Here is a 17,141-nt window from a genome sequence, read left to right on the forward strand (position 1 = left end):
CAGTAGCTTAACTCATGCGCCGGTCCCGCCGCGAAGCGGGACCGGCAGTTCCTGGGCAGTTTACTTGATGTAGCTCGCGTTGAAGAGGTCTTCGACCTTCGGCGCGGCCTTGATGATGCCGATCTCGAGCAGGAGGTCGGCAGCGTCCTTGTTGAAGGTCAGGAAATCGCCGGCGAAGAATTTCTGGTTCGCAGCCTTGTCCTGCCAGCGCAGATATTTTGCCGAGTTGCCGAACTGCTCGCCGGTCTGCTTCACGTCAGCGCCCATGATCTCGTAGGCCTTGGCCTGATCCTTGGCGATCATGTCCAGCGCTTCGAAATAGCCGTCGGCGAGCGCCTTGGCTGCCTTCGGATTGTCGGTGAGGAATTTCGGGGTGCAGCCGAAGGTATCCATGACCATCGGGTAGTCGAGCGTGGTCGCGATGATCTTGCCCTTGTCGGGCGCGGCGCGCACGGTCGACAGATACGGCTCATAGGTCATCGCGGCATCGTTCTGGCCGGAGACGAAAGCCTGCGCGGCGGCGGCCGGCTCGAGGTTCACGACGGTCACGTCCTTAACCGACAGCCCGTTCTTCTTGAGCATCCAGGCCAGCGCGAAATAGGGCGATGTGCCGGGCGCGGAGGCCGCCACCGTCTTGCCCTTCAGATCCTTGATCGCGGCGATGTCGTTGCGCACGGCCATGCCGTCGGCGCCATAGCTCTTGTCGAGCTGGAAGATCTGCTTGGTGGTGACGCCGTTGGCGTTCCAGGAGATCCAAGTCTCGACGGTGGTTGCCGCGCACTGGATATCACCCGAGGCGATGGCGAGGTGGCGGTCCTTCTGCGGGATCTTCTTCAGCGTCACGTCGAGGCCGTTCTTCTTGAAGATGCCGGCCTCTTTCGCGAGCGTGAGCGGCGCAAAACCAGTCCAGCCGGAGATGCCGACGCCGACCTTGACGTCGTCGGCGAGCGCCGGGCTGAACACTGCGAGGGCAATGATTGTCGCGAATACCTTTGAACTACGCATGATTGTCGTCCTCTTGCGATCGATGGATTGACGTCCTGTTGATCTCTTTGTCGGTCCGAATTGTTTGAACCGTTGCCCGAAGCGTTGCACGAATTGTGCCGACATCGTCTCTCTCAGCCTCCCTTGAATCGGGCGACAAGGCGGTGAGAGTCACCAGGATAGAGCAGGCGCACGGCGGTGATCGTGCGTGCGCTGCGCCACGTATAGCGGTCGATCACGAGGCAGGGCGCGCCGACGGCGATGTCGAGCGCCTCCGCCGTGCGATCGTCCGCAACAATGGCGCTGATCGTGTGCTCGGCTTCTGTCCATGGGACATGATGAAGCAGCCATGAGCCCGGCGGCTCGCGCGCAAAATCCGCGCTCGCGGCTTCGGGCACGGAGGAGAGATCGATCAGCCTGTCCTCGACCGCAAAAGGCACGTCGTCGGCGCTGTGCCGGCAGGCAATCGCGATCACCTTGCCGGCCGTTTTCACGCCGAGCCGGTCGCGGTCGGCGGCGGTCGCCGCGCGCAGCTTGCGATGGATCAGCTCGTAGCCATAGCTGCGGCCGAGCGCGGTGATCTCGGCGCGCATGTCGGCGATCTTGAGCACGGCGGACATGTGTTGCGGCCGGCGCACGAAGGAGCCGGCGCGGCGCCGTCGCTCGATCAGGTCGGCCTGCGCGAGCTCGGACAGCGCCTTGTTCACCGTCATGCGCGAGCAGCCATAGCGCGCCATCAACTGGTGCTCGAAGGGGATGCGGTGCCCCGGCGGCCATTCGCCGGTCAATATCCGCTTCTCGATGTCGGCCCGGATCCGCTTGTAGAGCGTCGGCTTGTCGGCAGCATTGGTGGCGAGGCTCATGCGACGAGCCTCCGCACGGCTGCGTTGAATTGCTCCCGTGCCCTGGCGCGCAGCCCGTGCTGCCCACCCTCGACGACCTTGTTGCCGCCGGCCCAGACGCAATCGATCGCGCCGCTGCCGGCCGCAAAGATCCAGCCGTCGATGACGGCATCGCGTGAACGTCCCGCCAGCGACGGATGCGCGGTGTCGAGCGTGACGATATCGGCACGCGCCCCGGGCGCGAGGCCGACGGATTTCTGCGCCAGCGCCTGCGCGCCGCCTGCAAGCGCGTGATCGAACAGCGCGCGCCCCGTCGACGTACCTGCGCCGCCCGACAGGACATTGCGCTCGCGATGCCTGAGCCGCTGGCCATATTCGAGCTGACGCAGCTCGTCGGCGACGCCGACCAGCACGTTGGAATCAGTGCCGACGCCGAACGCGCCGCCGGCGTCGAGGAATTCGCGGGCGGGAAAGATGCCGTCGCCGAGACTGGCTTCGGTCACCGGGCAGAGGCCGGCCACCGCGCCGGTCCTGGCGAATGCGGTGACCTCTTCGTTCGTCGTGTGGGTTGCATGGATGAGGCACCAGCGTTGATCGACGGGCGCGTGCTCCAGCAGCCATTGCACCGGCCGCCGGTCCGACCAGGCCAGGCAATCCTCGACCTCCTTGATCTGCTCGCCGGCGTGAATATGCACGGGACCGCCGTCCGCGAGCGGAATGATCGCCGCGAGCTCGTCTGGCGTCACGGCGCGCAGGCTGTGCGGCGCGATGCCGATATTGGCGCCAGGCAAGGTGCTGATCGCCTTGTGCGAGGCAGCCGTCAGCGCCGCAAACTTATCGACCGAGCAGATGAAGCGACGCTGCCCGGCATGCGGTGCCGCGCCGCCAAAGGAGCCGTGCGCATAAAAGCTCGGCAGCAGCGTCAGCCCGATGCCTGAGGCTTCGGCAGCTTGCGCGATGCGCGCGGCCATCTCGGCGATATCAGCGTAAGGCGCGCCGTCGTGGTCATGGTGCAGGTAATGGAATTCGCCGACGCGGGTAAAACCCTGTTCCAGCATCTCGACATAAAGCAGCCTCGCGACGGCGGTGACGTCGTCCGGCCTCATCGCGAGCGCGAAACGATACATCGTCTCGCGCCAGGTCCAGAATGTATCGGTGGAGTCGCCGCGCAGCTCGGCCAATCCTGCCATGCCGCGCTGAAACGCATGGCTGTGCAGGCTTGCCAGACCCGGAAGCGCAATCTGGTGGCGTTCGTCGCCCGCGGCCGGCGCTACGCCCGGCGTCACTGCGGCAATCGCGCCGGCAGTGACAACCACCTGCACGTCATTGGCCCAGCCCGAAGGCAGCAGCGCGGAGGCGAAATGCAGTCGTGTCATGTTTCCATGCCGGCTGGACAGAACCGCGCCACGATTATATGTCTAGACATATATGTCAAGCATCCCACGGCGAGGGACCACCGCATGGCAGAGCGCTTTGACCGGATCTGGCACAATGCCCGGCTCGCCACGATGCGGGCCGATCGTCCCGATCTCGGCGAGATCGAGCATGGACTGATCGCCGCGCACGGCGGCCGCATCGTCTATGCGGGCACGCAGGCGGATTTTCCGGCGGATACGGATGCGATCGAGCGGATCGATTGCGAGGGCCGCTGGATCACGCCGGGCCTCGTCGACTGCCACACCCATCTCGTCTATGGCGGCAACCGCGCGCACGAGTTCGAGCTGCGGCTGAAGGGCGCGAGTTACGAGGAGATCGCGCGCGCCGGCGGCGGTATCGTCTCGACCGTGGCCGCAACGCGCAAGGCAAGCGAGGCTGATCTCGTTGCAAGTGCGCTGCTGCGGCTCGATGCCCTCATCGGCGAGGGCGCGACTACCGTCGAGATCAAGTCCGGCTACGGCCTCGATACCGAAACCGAGATGCGGCAGCTCGCCGCCGCGCGCAGCCTCGGCCGGATGCGGCCGGTTGCGATCCGCACCTCCTTTCTCGGCGCGCATGCGCTGCCGCCCGAGGCCGACGGCGACAAGGATCGCTACATCGATCTTGTCTGTCGTGAGATGCTGCCCGCGGTCGCCAAGGCTGGTCTCGCCGACGCTGTGGATGCCTTCATGGAAGGCATCGCGTTTTCCGGCGAGCAAACCGCGCGGGTGTTCGAGGCGGCGAAGGCGCTCGGGTTGCCGGTCAAGCTGCATGCCGATCAATTGTCGAACCTCGGCGGTGCGGCGCTCGCCGCAAGATTCTCCGCGCTCTCGGCGGATCATCTCGAGCATACCGACGAGGCCGGTGCGGCGACGATGGCGAAGGCCGGCACGGTGGCCGTGCTGCTGCCCGGCGCCTTCTATTTCATCCGCGAGACCCAAAAGCCGCCGGTCGAGGCGTTCCGCAAGCATGGCGTCAACATGGCGCTCGCGACCGACTGCAATCCCGGCAGCTCGCCGCTGACCTCGCTGCTGCTTGCCATGAACATGGGTGCGACGCTGTTCCGGATGACGGTGGCCGAGTGTCTTGCCGGCGTGACCCGCGAAGGCGCGCGTGCGCTGGGCGTGCTCCATGAAACCGGCACACTCGAAGCCGGCAAATGGTGCGACTTCGCGATCTGGGACATCGAGCGTCCCGCCGAGCTCGTCTATCGCATCGGCTTCAACCCGCTGCATCGCCGGGTGTGGAGGGGCCAGTGACGGAGCCGGGCGCACCGATCGTCGTCGCGCCGGGAACAGTCGGCCTCGACGATTTTGCGCATGTGCTCGCGGGCGCGTCTGTCATCCTTGCCCCTTCGTTCTGGCCGCGCGTCGAGGCGGCCGCAGCGATTGTCGCGAAGGCCGCGCATGCCGATATGCCGGTCTACGGCATCAACACCGGCTTCGGAAAGCTTGCGTCGAAACGCATTCCGCCCGATCAGACCGTGCTGCTCCAGCGCAACCTCATCGTCTCGCATTGCTGCGGCGTCGGGCCGGCCACGCCGGAAACGATCGTGCGATTGATGATGGCCCTGAAGATCATCTCGCTCGGGCGCGGCGCCTCCGGCGTGCGCCGCGAGGTGATCGAGCAGTTGCAAGCAATGCTGGCGCGAGGCGTCTATCCGCTGGTGCCGCAGCAGGGCTCGGTCGGCGCCTCCGGCGATCTCGCGCCGCTCGCGCATATGACGGCGGTCATGATCGGGGAGGGGCAGGCATTCGTCGACGGCAAGACCGTGCCCGGCCGCGATGCACTCGCCTCGGCAGGCCTCGCGCCGCTGACGCTCGGCCCCAAGGAAGGGCTTGCCCTGATCAACGGCACGCAGTTCTCGGCCGCCTATGCCATCGCCGGCGTGCTGCGCGCACATCGCCTCGCTCGTGCCGCGCTCGTCACGGGCGCGCTGTCGGTCGATGCCGCGATGGCGTCGACGGCGCCGTTCCGTCCTGAGATCCAGCAATTGCGCGGCCATGCCGGGCAGATCGCTGCGGCCGCAACGCTAACGGCGCTGCTCGACGGCAGCGATATCAGGCTGTCGCATCTCGAAGGTGACGAGCGCGTGCAGGATCCCTATTGCCTACGCTGCCAGCCACAGGTCGCGGGCGCAGCGCTTGATCTGATCACGCAGGCCGCGCGCACTCTGATCATCGAGGCCAACGCCGTCACCGACAATCCGCTCGTGCTGGTCGAGACCGGCGAGATCGTCTCCGGCGGCAATTTCCACGCCGAGCCCGTGGCCTTTGCCGCCGACGCAATCGCGCTGGCACTGTCCGAGATCGGCGCGATCAGTGAGCGGCGTATCGCGACGCTGGTCGACCCCGCGCTCAATTTCGGTCTGCCGCCATTCCTGACATCCGACCCCGGCATCAATTCCGGCTTCATGATTGCCGAGGTGACGGCGGCCGCGCTCTATGCCGAGAACAAGCAGCGCGCACTCGCCTGCTCGATCGATTCGACGCCGACCAGTGCCAACCAGGAAGATCACGTCTCGATGGCCGCGCATGCCGCGCGGCGGCTGTCGGATATGGCCGACAATCTTGCCGCCATCCTCGGCATCGAGCTTTTGGTCGCCGCGCAAGGCATTACGCTGCGCGCGCCGCACGCGACCAGCAAACCGCTCGTCGCCGTTATCGCCACGCTTCGCGAACAGGTGCCCGCGCTCAGTACCGACCGCTATATGGCGGGCGATCTCGCCAAGGCGGCCGCGCTGATCGAAGGCGACACGCTGCCGGCCGTCGCGCTTTCCGCGCTCCCAAATGATCCGTTTCCGAGACTTGGTTAAGGAGGTCTTCATGAACCGCCGACTGGACAACGACCGCATCATCCGCGCTCCGCATGGCAGCGACATCAGCGCCAAGAGCTGGCTGACGGAAGCGCCGCTGCGCATGCTCATGAATAACCTCGATCCGGAAGTCGCGGAGCGCCCCAGCGAGCTCGTCGTCTATGGCGGCATCGGCCGCGCCGCGCGCGACTGGGAGAGCTTTGACCGGATCACGTCGTCCTTGCGGAAGCTCGAAGGCGACCAGACGCTGCTCGTTCAGTCCGGCAAGCCGGTCGGCATCTTTCGCACCCATGCGGACGCACCACGCGTCCTGATCGCGAATTCGAATCTCGTGCCGCACTGGGCAACGCTCGACCACTTCAACGAGCTCGATCGGCAGGGCTTGATGATGTTCGGCCAGATGACTGCGGGTTCGTGGATCTATATCGGCAGCCAGGGCATCGTGCAGGGCACCTACGAGACCTTCGTCGAGGTCGGGCGCCGCCACTATGGCGGCAGCCTCGCGGGAAAATGGATTCTCACGGCCGGCCTCGGCGGCATGGGCGGCGCGCAGCCGCTTGCCGCGACCATGGCTGGCGCCTCGCTCCTCGCCGTCGAGTGCCAGCCGAGCCGCATCGAGATGCGGCTGCGCACGGGCTATCTCGATCGCCAGGCCGCGACGCTCGACGAAGCGCTCGCGATCATGGCGGAGGCCGCGAAGACGAAGAAGCCCGTTTCGGTCGGCCTGCTCGGCAATGCCGCGGAGATCTTTCCCGAACTGGTGCGCCGTGCCGTCAAGCCCGACATCGTCACCGACCAGACCAGCGCGCATGATCCGATCAACGGCTACTTGCCGAAGGGATGGACGCTGGCCGAATGGGAGGCGAAGCGCGCCTCCGACCCGAAGGCGGTCGAGCGCGCGTCGAAGACGTCGATGGTTGATCATGTCCAGGCCATGCTCGATTTCCACGTGCAGGGCATTCCGACGCTCGACTATGGCAACAACATCCGCCAGATGGCGCAGGACATGGGCCTGAAGAACGCCTTCGATTTCCCGGGCTTCGTTCCCGCCTACATCCGCCCCCTGTTCTGCCGCGGCGTCGGTCCGTTTCGCTGGGCCGCGCTGTCGGGCGATCCCGAGGACATCTTCAAGACCGACGCCAAGGTGAAAGAGCTGATGCCGCACGACAAGCATCTGCACAACTGGCTCGACATGGCCAAGGCACGCATCAAGTTCCAGGGCTTGCCGGCGCGGATCTGCTGGGTCGGCCTCGGTGACCGCCACCGGCTCGGCCTCGCCTTCAACGAGATGGTGGCGCGCGGCGAGCTCAAGGCGCCGGTCGTGATCGGCCGCGATCATCTCGACAGCGGCTCGGTGGCAAGCCCCAACCGCGAGACCGAGGCGATGCGCGACGGTTCGGACGCGGTGTCCGATTGGCCCTTGCTCAACGCGCTCTTGAACTGTGCCAGCGGCGCGACCTGGGTGTCGCTGCATCATGGCGGCGGCGTCGGCATCGGCTATTCCCAGCACGCCGGCATGGTGATCGTCGCCGACGGCACGCCGGAAGCCGCGAAGCGGATCGAGCGCGTGCTCTGGAACGATCCCGCCACGGGCGTCATGCGTCATGCCGATGCGGGCTACGACACCGCCATCGACTGCGCCCGCGCCAACGGGCTCGATCTGCCGAGCCTCGCGAAGTAGCCACGGCTTAGTCGCGCATCAACAGCTTCGGCATCGTCGCCTTCGCGCCGTCCATGAAAGTCCGGACGGCGTCGCGCACGATCGCGTCGAGATCCGACGGGATCGGCGTCTCGTAGATGAACTTGCGGATGGCGAGATAGAAGATGCGGCCATGCAGGCCCCAGAACAGCTCGGTCTCGCGCTCGCCGAGCGGCTGGGCTTTGGCATCAGGCAGCGCGAGCTCGTGGCGCAGCTCGGCCGCGGCCGGTTCGATGATCTCGCGGCGGACGATGTCGAGATAGCGGCCGGTGATGCCGAACGACTTCATGCCGGAGAAGACGAAGATCCGCACCCAGTTGTATTCGAACACGCGCACGACATAGTCGAGATAGAAGCGCGTCAGCCGCGCCTCCAGGGACAGCGTGCGGTCGTGGATCAGCGGGCCCCATTCCGGCGACCAGCGGCTGAGATAGACCTCCTGGTAGACCCGTTCAATCAGCGCCTCCTTGCTCGGGAAGTGGCGGTAGATCGCCGAATGGGTGATGCCCATGCGCTTGGCAAGCTCGCGGGTCTGGCCCTCGAAGCCTCGCTCGGCGAAGAAGCGGATCGCCTCGTCGACGATCGCCCGCTCGCGGTCGGCTGCGCGCATGTTGCGGCGCTTTGGCGCGGCCCTGTCGCGTCCTTCGGTTCGCCGCCGGGCCGGTCGTTTCGCCGTCTTCTGCGTCTTTTTCGCCATCTTGCCGCTGAATCGCACTCCCGGCTGCCTTCTTAGCCTAAACGTGCATTTGTGACCAAATGGTCATTTCCTGTTGACCGGCTTGTGCCGCCGTGTCAGGATTTTAAGACCAGATGGTTACAAATCTGGCATCCCGGCTGATGAGCCGATGGATCTGAGGAAACGGCGGTGAAGGCGAGGGCTTTCAGCTATTTTCGTGCCGATACGATCGACCAGGCGCTGGACGCTCATGCGCGCGCCGGCGACGACGCGCGTTTCATCGCCGGCGGCCAGAGCCTCGTGCCGGCGCTGTCGCTGCGGCTGCAGGCGCCGCGGCTCCTGATCGACATCACCCATATCGCCGAACTGCGCGGCGTCTGCCGCGAGGGCGATACCTTGCGCATTGGCGCGCTCACCCGTCATTGTGAGATGCTGACCGAGCCGTTGATCGCCGCGTTCGCGCCGCTGCTGCGCGCCGCGGCGCCCTTCGTCGCCCATCCGGCGATCCGCAACCGCGGCACCTTTGGCGGCAGCGTCGCGCTGGCCGATCCCGCGTCCGAATTTCCCGCGATGACGCTGGCGCTTGACGCCGAGATCGAGATCGCCGGCCCTTCGGGCAGCCGGCGTTTGAAAGCTGACGACTTCTTTATCGATCTGTTCGAAACCGCCTTGCAGCCGGGCGAGCTGATCACGGCGGTCCACGTTCCATTGTTCAGGAGCAATCAGCGTTTCGCCTTTGACGAGCTGGCGCGCCGGCGCGGCGATTATGCGCTGGTCGGCTGCGGCATGCTCGCGACCCAAACGGGCGATCGCATCGACGATATCCGCATATCCTTCTTCTCGGTCGGCAACACGCCGACGCGGGTCAAGGGCGCCGAGACGGCATTGACCGGCTTCAGCCTTGATGCGGCACGCATCGCCGCCGCGCAGGCTGCGCTGGACAACGATCTCGCGCCGCCCGAGAGCGACGAGGTGCCGCCGATGATGCGGCTGCATCTCGCCCGCGTGCTGCTTGGCCGCCTGCTCGGACGTCTCGGTGAGGGCGCATGAGCGGGATCGGCGACGATATGCTGGCGGAGGAAGTCAATGAGACAGTGCGGGTCCGCTTCATCGTCAACGGTCGCAAGGTCGCCTGCGACGTTGCTCCACGCGAGACGCTGGTCGATTGCCTGCGCAACGTGCTCGAACTGACCGGCACGCATGCCGGCTGTGAGATGGGGGCGTGCGGCGCCTGCCTTGTTCGGCTCGACGGTCGCTCCGTGCACTCCTGCCTGATGTTCGCCGTGCAGGCCGACGGCGCCAGGATCGACACCATCGAAGGCCTGTCCGAGAGCGGCGTGATCGCCGATCTTCAGGCCGAATTCCATCGTCGCAACGCATTGCAATGTGGCTTCTGCACGCCAGGCATGCTGGTCAACGCGCATGAGCTGCTCTCGCAGGTCGCGCGGCCGAGCCGCGAAGAGATCCGCGACGCGCTGTCGGGCAATTACTGCCGCTGCACCGGCTACGAGGCGATCGTTGATGCCATCGACGTGGTCGCCAAGGCGCGCAGCGAGGGAGGTGCAGCATGAGCGCGCCGCTAACCTCGCTCGACCGCCCGAATTCCTATATCGGCCGCTCGGTGCCGCGGCCGAACGCCAAGCGGTTGCTCGCCGGGCGCGGGCGCTATGTCAGCGATCTCCGTCTGCCGCGCATGCTGCATGCCGCGTTCCTGCGCAGCCCGCACGCGCATGCGAAGATTGTCTCGATCAATACCGAACAGGCGCGTGTGCTCGAGGGCGTGCATCTCGTTGCCACGGGCGCCGATCTCGCAAAGATCTGCACGCCCTGGACCGGCACGCTGGATCATTTCAAGGGCATGACATCGGCGCCGCAATTGCCGTTGCCGCTCGATCGCGTGGTCTGGGCCGGACAGGCGGTGGTCGCCGTCGTCGCCGAGAGTAGGTCGATCGCCGAGGACGCACTGGAGCTGATCGAGATCGACTACGAGGATCTGCCCGTGGTGGTCGACATCGACAGCGCCCGCGAGGTCGGAACGCCACTGGTCAATCCCGGCAGCGCTAGCAACGTCTGCTTCCGTAGTCAGCTCGACAGCGGCGGCGTCGACGACGTCTTCGCAACCGCAGCCCATGTCGTAGAAGAGGAGTTCTCCTTCGGCCGCCATACCGCCGTGACGCTGGAGCCGCGTGCCATCGTCGCCGATTATGACCCCGGCGCCGAGATGCTGACCGTGCATCATGGCACGCAGACGCCATATCAGTTCCAAGACCTCTACTCGCGTCACTACGGCATCCCCGAGGCCCGCGTCCGCGTCATCGCGACCGACATCGGCGGCTCCTTCGGGATGAAGCTGCATGTCTATCACGAGGACATGGCGGTGGTCGGCCTCTCGATCCTGATCGGCCGTCCCGTGAAATATGTCGCTGATCGGATCGAGTCCTTTGTCTCCGACATCCACGCGCGCGACCATCGCGTCCGCGCCCGAATCGCGCTCGACGCCAAGGGCGAGATCCTGGCGATGGACGTGCACGATCTGACCGCGATCGGCGCCTTCTCGACCTATCCCCGCACCAGCGTGGTCGAAGGCAACCAGGTCATCCGCCTGATCGGTGCGCCCTATTGCTTCAGGAATTATCGTGCGCTGCTGGAGGTGATCTTCCAGAACAAGGTGCAGACCAGCCAGTACCGTGCCGTCGGTCATCCCGTCGCCTGTGCCGTCACCGAACGGCTGGTCGACATGGCCGCGGCCAAAGTCGGCCTCGATCCCTTCGCGATCCGCGCACAGAACGTCATCGCCGATGACGCCTATCCGCAGACCTCGCCGACCGGCTACCGCTTCGAGGCGCTGTCGCATCAGGAATGCCTGAAGCGCCTGCACGCGATGATGGACTATGACGCGCTGCGCGCCGAGCAGAGCGACTTGCGCAAGCGCGGCGTCTATCGCGGCATCGGCATCGCGACCTTTGTCGAGATCACCAATCCCAGCCCGGCGTTCTATGGCGTCGGCGGCGCACGCATCTCGTCGCAGGACGGCGCGATCGTCGGCCTGACACCGTCGGGCGAGGTCCGCTGCCTGATCTCGGTCACCGAGCAGGGGCAGGGCACCGAAGCGATCATCAGCCAGATCGTCGCTGATCAGCTCGGCCTTGCGCAGGAACACGTCAAGGTCATCACCGGCGATACCGAGGTCACGCCGCACGGCGGTGCCACCTGGGCCTGCCGCGGCGCCGGCATCGGCGGCGAAACCGCGCTTCAGGCGACGCGCGTGCTCAAGCGCAACATCCTGGAGATCGCCGCGCTCATCCTCCAGGAGCAGCCGGCCGCGCTCGACATCATCGACGGTGAGGTGGTCGACGCGGCGACGCGGCAGCAGCGTCTGCCGATCTCCGAGATCGCGCGCATCGCCTATTTCCGCTCCGACACGCTGCCGCCGGACACGCAGGCACAGCTCACCGTGAGCCACCACTTCGCGCCGCAGGGCTATCCGTTCGCATTCACCAACGGGATCCAGGGCTGCTCGCTGGAGGTCGATGTCGACACCGGCTTCGTCAAGCTGTTGAAGCACTTCGTCGTCGAGGATTGCGGCCGCATCATCAATCCGATGCTGGTGGACGAGCAGCTCCGCGGCGGCGTCGTGCAGGGGCTAGGTGCGGCCCTGTTCGAGGAATGCCGCTACAGCGACACCGGCCAGCTCATCAACGGCTCGCTCGCCGACTATCTGGTGCCGATGGCGATGGAAATGCCCGACATCGTCATCGCCCATGTCGAGACGCCGACCGCCGACACCGCGCTCGGCGCCAAGGGCTGCGGCGAGGCCGGCACCGCGGCGGCATCCGCCTGCGTGCTCAACGCCGTCAACGACGCGCTGGCGCAATTCGGCGCAACGATCAATTCAATCCCGATCACGCCCGCAAAAATCCTGAAAGCCCTGAAGCGTTTCTAGAAAAAAACTCCTGGAGGAATCATGCCCAAATCCGGCTCGAACCCGTTTCGCCAAAAAATCTCCCGCCGCGCCGCGCTGGCGGGCCTGTCGGCCAGCGCCGCGATGCTCGCCATGCCCCGACTCGGTCGCGCCGCGGATGAAACGATCCGCATCGGGTTTCCCACACCGCTCACCGGTCCCTTCGCCGCCGAGGCGCGCGATCAGGTCAAATGCGCCGAGCTTGCGGTCAAGCTCGTCAACGACAAGGGTGGCATCGCCGGCCGCAAGGTCGAGCTGCTGGTGCGTGACGACAAGCTCAATGCCGGCGAAGCCGCCACCCGCACGCTCGAGCTGATCGAGAAGGACAAGGTTCATGCGGTGGTCGGAGCACTCTCCAGCGCCGTGCAGCTTGCCGTCAACGAGGTCACCCGCGCGCGGGGCGTGATCTATATCTCGATCAGCCAGTCCGACACCATCAACGAGGCCAGGGATTTCAGCAAATACACCTTCCACGAGGCACTCAATCCACACATGACGACCGCTGCCGTGGCGCGGCAGACCCTGAAGAAAGGCATGAAGGTCGCGCATCTCGTCGCCGACTATGCCTATGGCCATGAGATGCTGCGCGGCTTCAAACGTGCCCAGGCGGCGATCGGCGCGGACAATGTCGGCGAGATCCTGCATCCGTTCGGCGCGGCCGATTACTCCACCTTCATGCCGCGCCTGATGTCGATGCGGCCCGACGTGCTCTGTATCTCCAATTTCGGCCGCGACCAGGCCAACGCGATCAAGCAGGCGGTGGATTTTGGCGTCAAGCAGCAGATGAAGATCGTCGTACCCGTGATCCTGCACAACCAGCGGCTCGCGGTCGGTCCCGACGTGTTCGAGGGCGTGGTCGGCGGTGCCAACTACTATTGGGGCCTGGAGACGCAGAGCAAGTCGGCGGCCGATTTCAACGCGGCGTTCCGCGCCGCCAATGGCGGCGCGATCCCGACCGATTACGGCGCCTACGGCTATTCCGGCGTGGCCTCGCTGCTGCTCGCCATGCAGGCCGCGGGCGGCCCCGACACCGACAAGGTCGTCGATGCCCTGGAGAAGCTGCAATATGACCTGACCAAGGGTCCGCAGCACTACCGCAAGTGCGATCATCAGTCGGTGCAGTCGGTTCTGGTGCTGGAGTCAAAGAAGAAGTCCGCCATGGCCAACGATAACGACCTGTTCGCGGTCGTTGCCAACGACGTGGGCTCGGACGATATGCTGCGCAGCTGTACCGAGCTCGGCCACGCCACCTGAAGTCCTGTCACGATGGACCTGTCGCTGATCATCATGCAGCTTCTCTCCGGGATCGCCCTTGGGGCGGTCCTGGTGATCACTGCGCTTGGACTGACGATCGTGTTCGGCATGCTCGGGGTCGTTAACTTCGCTCACGGCGCGCTGTTCATGATCGGCGCCTACGCCGGCCTCTATCTGGCGTCCCTCACCGGCAGTTTCTGGTGGGGACTGTTGCTTGCCCCCATTCTGATCGGCGCCTTCGGCATGCTGATCGAGTTCCTCCTGATCCGCCGGCTCTATGGACGCTCGATCGATGATCCGCTCCTCCTGACCTTCGGCCTCAGCTACGTCCTGGTCGAGGGCGTCCGCATCGTGTTCGGCAGCGACGGAATCCCGTTTCCGACCCCGCCGCAGCTCATCGGCGTGCTCGACCTCGGCATCGGCTTCTTCCCGCGCTACCGCCTCTTCGTCATCTTGCTCGTGGCCGTGGTTCTGCTGGTGCTCTGGCTGATGCTGGAGAAGACCCGCGTCGGCCTGATCGTGCGCGCCGGCGCCCGCGATCCCACCATCATGCAGGTGCTCGGCGTCGATATCGGCCGGGTCTGGCTCGCGATCTTCGGCCTTGGCGTCGCGCTCGCGGCGCTTGGCGGGGTGCTGGCCGGTCCTATGCGCAGCGTCAACCCTGAGATGGGCTCGCTCGTGCTCGCGGAAGCCTTCGTCGTGACCGTGATCGGCGGCCTCGGCTCGATCGTCGGCGCGGTCGTGGCCGGCCTCATGGTCGGCGTTTCCATCAGCCTAGTGGCGCTGTTCGCGCCGGAGATGGCGACCATCGTTATGTTCGCGCTGATGGCGGTGGTGCTGCTGATCCGTCCGCAGGGCCTGTTCGGCGTGAAGGGGAGGACCGCGTGACGTCACCATCGAGCGGCGAAGCGGTCGCCAAACCTGCGCCCAGCGGGCTCGGCTGGCTTCCGGACCAGCGCGTGCTGCTGTCCATTGCGGTCCTCGCTGTCCTGCCATGGCTGCTGCCGTCCAAGGCGCTGGCCGTGAACGTCCTGATCTACGGCGTCGTGGTGATGGGCTACAATCTCCTGTTCGGCTACACCGGGTTGCTGTCGTTCGGTCAGGCCGCCTTCTTCGGCGCCGGCGCCTACTTCAACGGGATCGCCATTGGCCGCTATGGCGTGCCCTGGTTCGTCGCGGTCGCGATCGCCGTCTTCCTCAGCACATGCCTTGCGGCTGCGATCGGCGTGGTTTCGACGCGCACCCGCGGCATCTATTTCTCCATGGTGACGCTCGCGCTGGCCCAGCTCGTCTATTACGTCGCGCTTCAGGCCGCTTCCTTCACCGGCGGCGAGAACGGCCTGCGCGGCTTCACCGTCGATCGCATCAACCTGTTCGGCCTTTCCGTCAACTTCCTCGATCCCGTCAACAAGTACTACGTGCTGATGGGGCTTGCGGCACTGGCGATGTGGTTCCAGTCGCGCATCCTCAACTCGCCGTTCGGCGCGGTCATCGAGGCCATCCGTGAGAACGAGCAGCGGGCGCGGGCCTGCGGCTACAATGTCGAGTGCTGCAAGCTCATCGTGTTCATGCTGTCGGGTGCGATCTCCTCGCTCGGCGGCTGCATGCTGGCGCTGCATCTGTCGATCGTGCCGCTGGACATCCTGCACTACCAGACCTCCGGCATGATCGTGATGATGGTGTTGCTGGGTGGTGCGCGCAGCTTCTTCGGACCCTTCGTCGGTGCGGCAACCTTCCTGATCCTGGAGGACGTCATCTCGCTCTGGACGCCGCATTGGCAGATCTTCGTCGGCGCAATCTTCGTCCTGTTCGTGTTGTTCCTGCCCAAGGGCATCTGGGGCACGCTGCTCGACGTGTTGCCGATCGGAAAGGAACGGCGATGAGCGAGCTGCTTCGCGCCGAGGGCATCGGCAAGCGCTTCGGCGGTTTCGTCGCGCTCGAGGACATCACAGTGTCCTTTGCGGCCGGCCAGCTCACTTCGATCATCGGGCCGAACGGCGCCGGCAAGAGCACGTTCTTCAACATCCTCTCGGGCGCGCTGACGCCGTCATCGGGCAAGCTGCATTTCAGAGGACGCGAGCTGAACGGGCTGCCGCAGCACCGCTTCGCGCATCAGGGCATCTCGCGCTCCTACCAGATCACCAACATCTTCCCGGATCTGACGGTGCACGAGAACGTGCGCGTGGCGGCACAGGCGCTGACGGTGAGTTACGACATCTGGCGCAACCGCACGCGGCTTGCACAGCTGAAAGCGCGCGCTGACACTGCACTCGAAGCGGTTGGGCTTCTCGACAAGCGCGGGGAGCTGGCGAAATTCCTGTCCCACGGTCAGCAGCGTGCATTGGAGATCGCGATCGCGCTGGTCTCAGAACCTGAGCTGCTCCTGCTCGACGAGCCGACCGCCGGCATGGGGCCGGAGGAAACCAAGGACATGGTGGCGCTCTTGGAGCGGCTTGCCGAGAAGCGCACCGTGCTGCTGGTGGAGCACAAGATGAAGATGGTGCTGGGGCTGAGCAAGCGCGTCGTGGTGCTGCACCATGGCGGCCTGCTTGCGGACGGCGCGCCCGACGAAATCAGGAGCAACCCGGAAGTCCGCCGGGTCTATCTCGGACAGAGTGAAGGCTATGGCTGAGACCGCGCTGCTCGAGATCGAGAACCTCCACGCCTGGTATGGCCCGAGCCACATCCTTCACGGCATCTCGCTGCGCGTGAAGGAGGGCGAGGTCGTCGCCCTGGTTGGCCGCAACGGCGCCGGCAAGACCACGACATTGCGGGCGATGATGGGCCTGATGCCGAAGGCGACGGGACGGGTGCGCTTTGCGGGCCGGGAGCTGTTGCCGCTTCGTGCGCACCAGCGCTTTCACCTTGGCCTCGCCTATGTGCCGGAGGAACGCCGCATCGTTCCCGGCCTCTCCGTGCGCGAGAACCTGCGGCTCGGCCTGGTCGCGGCCGGCAGCGACATCGAGGAGCGCGCTGCGATCGACGAGATCGCCGAGACTTTCCCGCGCCTGAAGGAGCGCCTCGACCAGGAGGGCGTGACGCTCTCGGGCGGCGAGCAGCAGATGCTGGCGATCGCCCGTGCGCTGATCGCGCGGCCCAGGATGATCCTGCTCGACGAGCCCTCCGAAGGCATCATGCCGGTGCTGGTCGAGGAGATGGGCGTGCTGTTCCGCCGCCTGCGCGACGAGGGCAAGACGCTGCTTCTGGTCGAGCAGAACGTTGAATGGGCGTTGCGCCTCGCCGACCGCGCCGTGATCATCGATCAGGGCGAGGTCGTGCATGAGGGCAGCGCCGCGGCGCTGCTCTCGGACAAGGCGATCCAGGACCGCTATTGCGCGGTATGAGCGGGGTCAGGCCACGATCCTGGCCGCGCGCCGCGCACCATCGAGACGCTGAACCTCCGCCGCGAAATAATCGGCGACCGCATCGGCCGGCATGGGTTTTCTGCCGCAGGGCAAGGCGTGGATGGCCGGGGGCAAGCCCGGCCATGACGA

General features: G+C 65.8%; 15 protein-coding genes. 11 read left to right on the forward strand and 4 right to left on the reverse strand.

The annotated features are described in order from the left end of the window. Positions 1-60: 60 nt before the first annotated feature. From AYJ54_RS08955 to AYJ54_RS08965, 3 genes are all read right to left on the reverse strand, one after another. Positions 61-1,005 (reverse strand): ABC transporter substrate-binding protein, encoded by a 945-nt coding sequence (locus tag AYJ54_RS08955; protein ID WP_063698446.1) that lies wholly within the window; start codon positions 1,003-1,005, stop codon positions 61-63. Positions 1,006-1,118: 113 nt separating this feature from the next. Further along, positions 1,119-1,847, reverse strand: a complete 729-nt coding sequence (gene hutC / locus AYJ54_RS08960; RefSeq protein ID WP_063698448.1) for a histidine utilization transcriptional repressor HutC — start codon at positions 1,845-1,847, stop codon at positions 1,119-1,121. Continuing rightward, positions 1,844-3,202: a formimidoylglutamate deiminase gene (locus tag AYJ54_RS08965; protein ID WP_063698450.1), complete on the reverse strand. Its 1,359-nt coding sequence runs from the start codon at positions 3,200-3,202 to the stop codon at positions 1,844-1,846. Before AYJ54_RS08965 ends, hutC begins: the two co-directional genes overlap by 4 nt. A gap of 84 nt (positions 3,203-3,286) precedes the next feature. On the opposite strand from AYJ54_RS08965, the gene hutI reads away from it, so the two are divergent. Genes hutI through hutU form a run of 3 tightly spaced genes read left to right on the forward strand, consistent with a single transcriptional unit; the run spans position 3,287 to position 7,738 of the window. After that, the gene (gene hutI, locus AYJ54_RS08970; protein ID WP_063698452.1) at positions 3,287-4,501 is read left to right on the forward strand and encodes an imidazolonepropionase; all 1,215 of its coding nucleotides are present in this window, start codon (positions 3,287-3,289) and stop codon (positions 4,499-4,501) included. Continuing rightward, complete coding sequence (gene hutH, locus AYJ54_RS08975; protein WP_063698454.1) at positions 4,498-6,057, forward strand: histidine ammonia-lyase; 1,560 nt, start codon at positions 4,498-4,500, stop codon at positions 6,055-6,057. Before hutI ends, hutH begins: the two co-directional genes overlap by 4 nt. A 10-nt stretch (positions 6,058-6,067) precedes the next feature. Then, entirely contained in the window at positions 6,068-7,738 is a 1,671-nt protein-coding gene (hutU, locus tag AYJ54_RS08980) for a urocanate hydratase (RefSeq protein ID WP_063698456.1), read from the forward strand. A 7-nt stretch (positions 7,739-7,745) separates the two neighbouring features. Here hutU and AYJ54_RS08985 read toward each other — a convergent pair whose 3' ends face one another. Then, complete coding sequence (locus AYJ54_RS08985) at positions 7,746-8,366, reverse strand: TetR/AcrR family transcriptional regulator (RefSeq protein WP_063698708.1); 621 nt, start codon at positions 8,364-8,366, stop codon at positions 7,746-7,748. A gap of 255 nt (positions 8,367-8,621) precedes the next feature. Here AYJ54_RS08985 and AYJ54_RS08990 point away from each other — a divergent pair, with 255 nt between their 5' ends. From AYJ54_RS08990 to AYJ54_RS09025, 8 genes are read left to right on the forward strand one after another with little or no spacing between them, the layout of a single operon-like run. Further along, the gene (locus AYJ54_RS08990) at positions 8,622-9,482 is read left to right on the forward strand and encodes an FAD binding domain-containing protein (protein WP_063698458.1); all 861 of its coding nucleotides are present in this window, start codon (positions 8,622-8,624) and stop codon (positions 9,480-9,482) included. After that, the gene (locus tag AYJ54_RS08995; protein WP_063698460.1) at positions 9,479-10,003 is read left to right on the forward strand and encodes a (2Fe-2S)-binding protein; all 525 of its coding nucleotides are present in this window, start codon (positions 9,479-9,481) and stop codon (positions 10,001-10,003) included. Before AYJ54_RS08990 ends, AYJ54_RS08995 begins: the two co-directional genes overlap by 4 nt. After that, a complete protein-coding gene (locus AYJ54_RS09000) occupies positions 10,000-12,375 on the forward strand; it encodes a xanthine dehydrogenase family protein molybdopterin-binding subunit (protein ID WP_063698462.1) in 2,376 nt (791 codons plus the stop codon). The genes AYJ54_RS08995 and AYJ54_RS09000 overlap by 4 nt, the downstream gene beginning before the upstream one ends. Positions 12,376-12,396: 21 nt before the next feature. After that, entirely contained in the window at positions 12,397-13,647 is a 1,251-nt protein-coding gene (locus AYJ54_RS09005) for an ABC transporter substrate-binding protein (protein ID WP_063698464.1), read from the forward strand. Between the two features lie 12 nt (positions 13,648-13,659). Further along, the gene (locus AYJ54_RS09010; protein WP_063698466.1) at positions 13,660-14,535 is read left to right on the forward strand and encodes a branched-chain amino acid ABC transporter permease; all 876 of its coding nucleotides are present in this window, start codon (positions 13,660-13,662) and stop codon (positions 14,533-14,535) included. Further along, a complete protein-coding gene (locus tag AYJ54_RS09015; protein ID WP_063698468.1) occupies positions 14,532-15,530 on the forward strand; it encodes a branched-chain amino acid ABC transporter permease in 999 nt (332 codons plus the stop codon). The genes AYJ54_RS09010 and AYJ54_RS09015 overlap by 4 nt, the downstream gene beginning before the upstream one ends. Continuing rightward, positions 15,527-16,279: an ABC transporter ATP-binding protein gene (locus tag AYJ54_RS09020; protein ID WP_063698471.1), complete on the forward strand. Its 753-nt coding sequence runs from the start codon at positions 15,527-15,529 to the stop codon at positions 16,277-16,279. The genes AYJ54_RS09015 and AYJ54_RS09020 overlap by 4 nt, the downstream gene beginning before the upstream one ends. After that, entirely contained in the window at positions 16,272-16,991 is a 720-nt protein-coding gene (locus AYJ54_RS09025; RefSeq protein WP_063698473.1) for an ABC transporter ATP-binding protein, read from the forward strand. Before AYJ54_RS09020 ends, AYJ54_RS09025 begins: the two co-directional genes overlap by 8 nt. The last annotated feature ends 150 nt before the right edge of the window (positions 16,992-17,141 follow it).

Source organism: Bradyrhizobium centrolobii (assembly GCF_001641635.1).
Lineage (GTDB): Bacteria > Pseudomonadota > Alphaproteobacteria > Rhizobiales > Xanthobacteraceae > Bradyrhizobium > Bradyrhizobium centrolobii.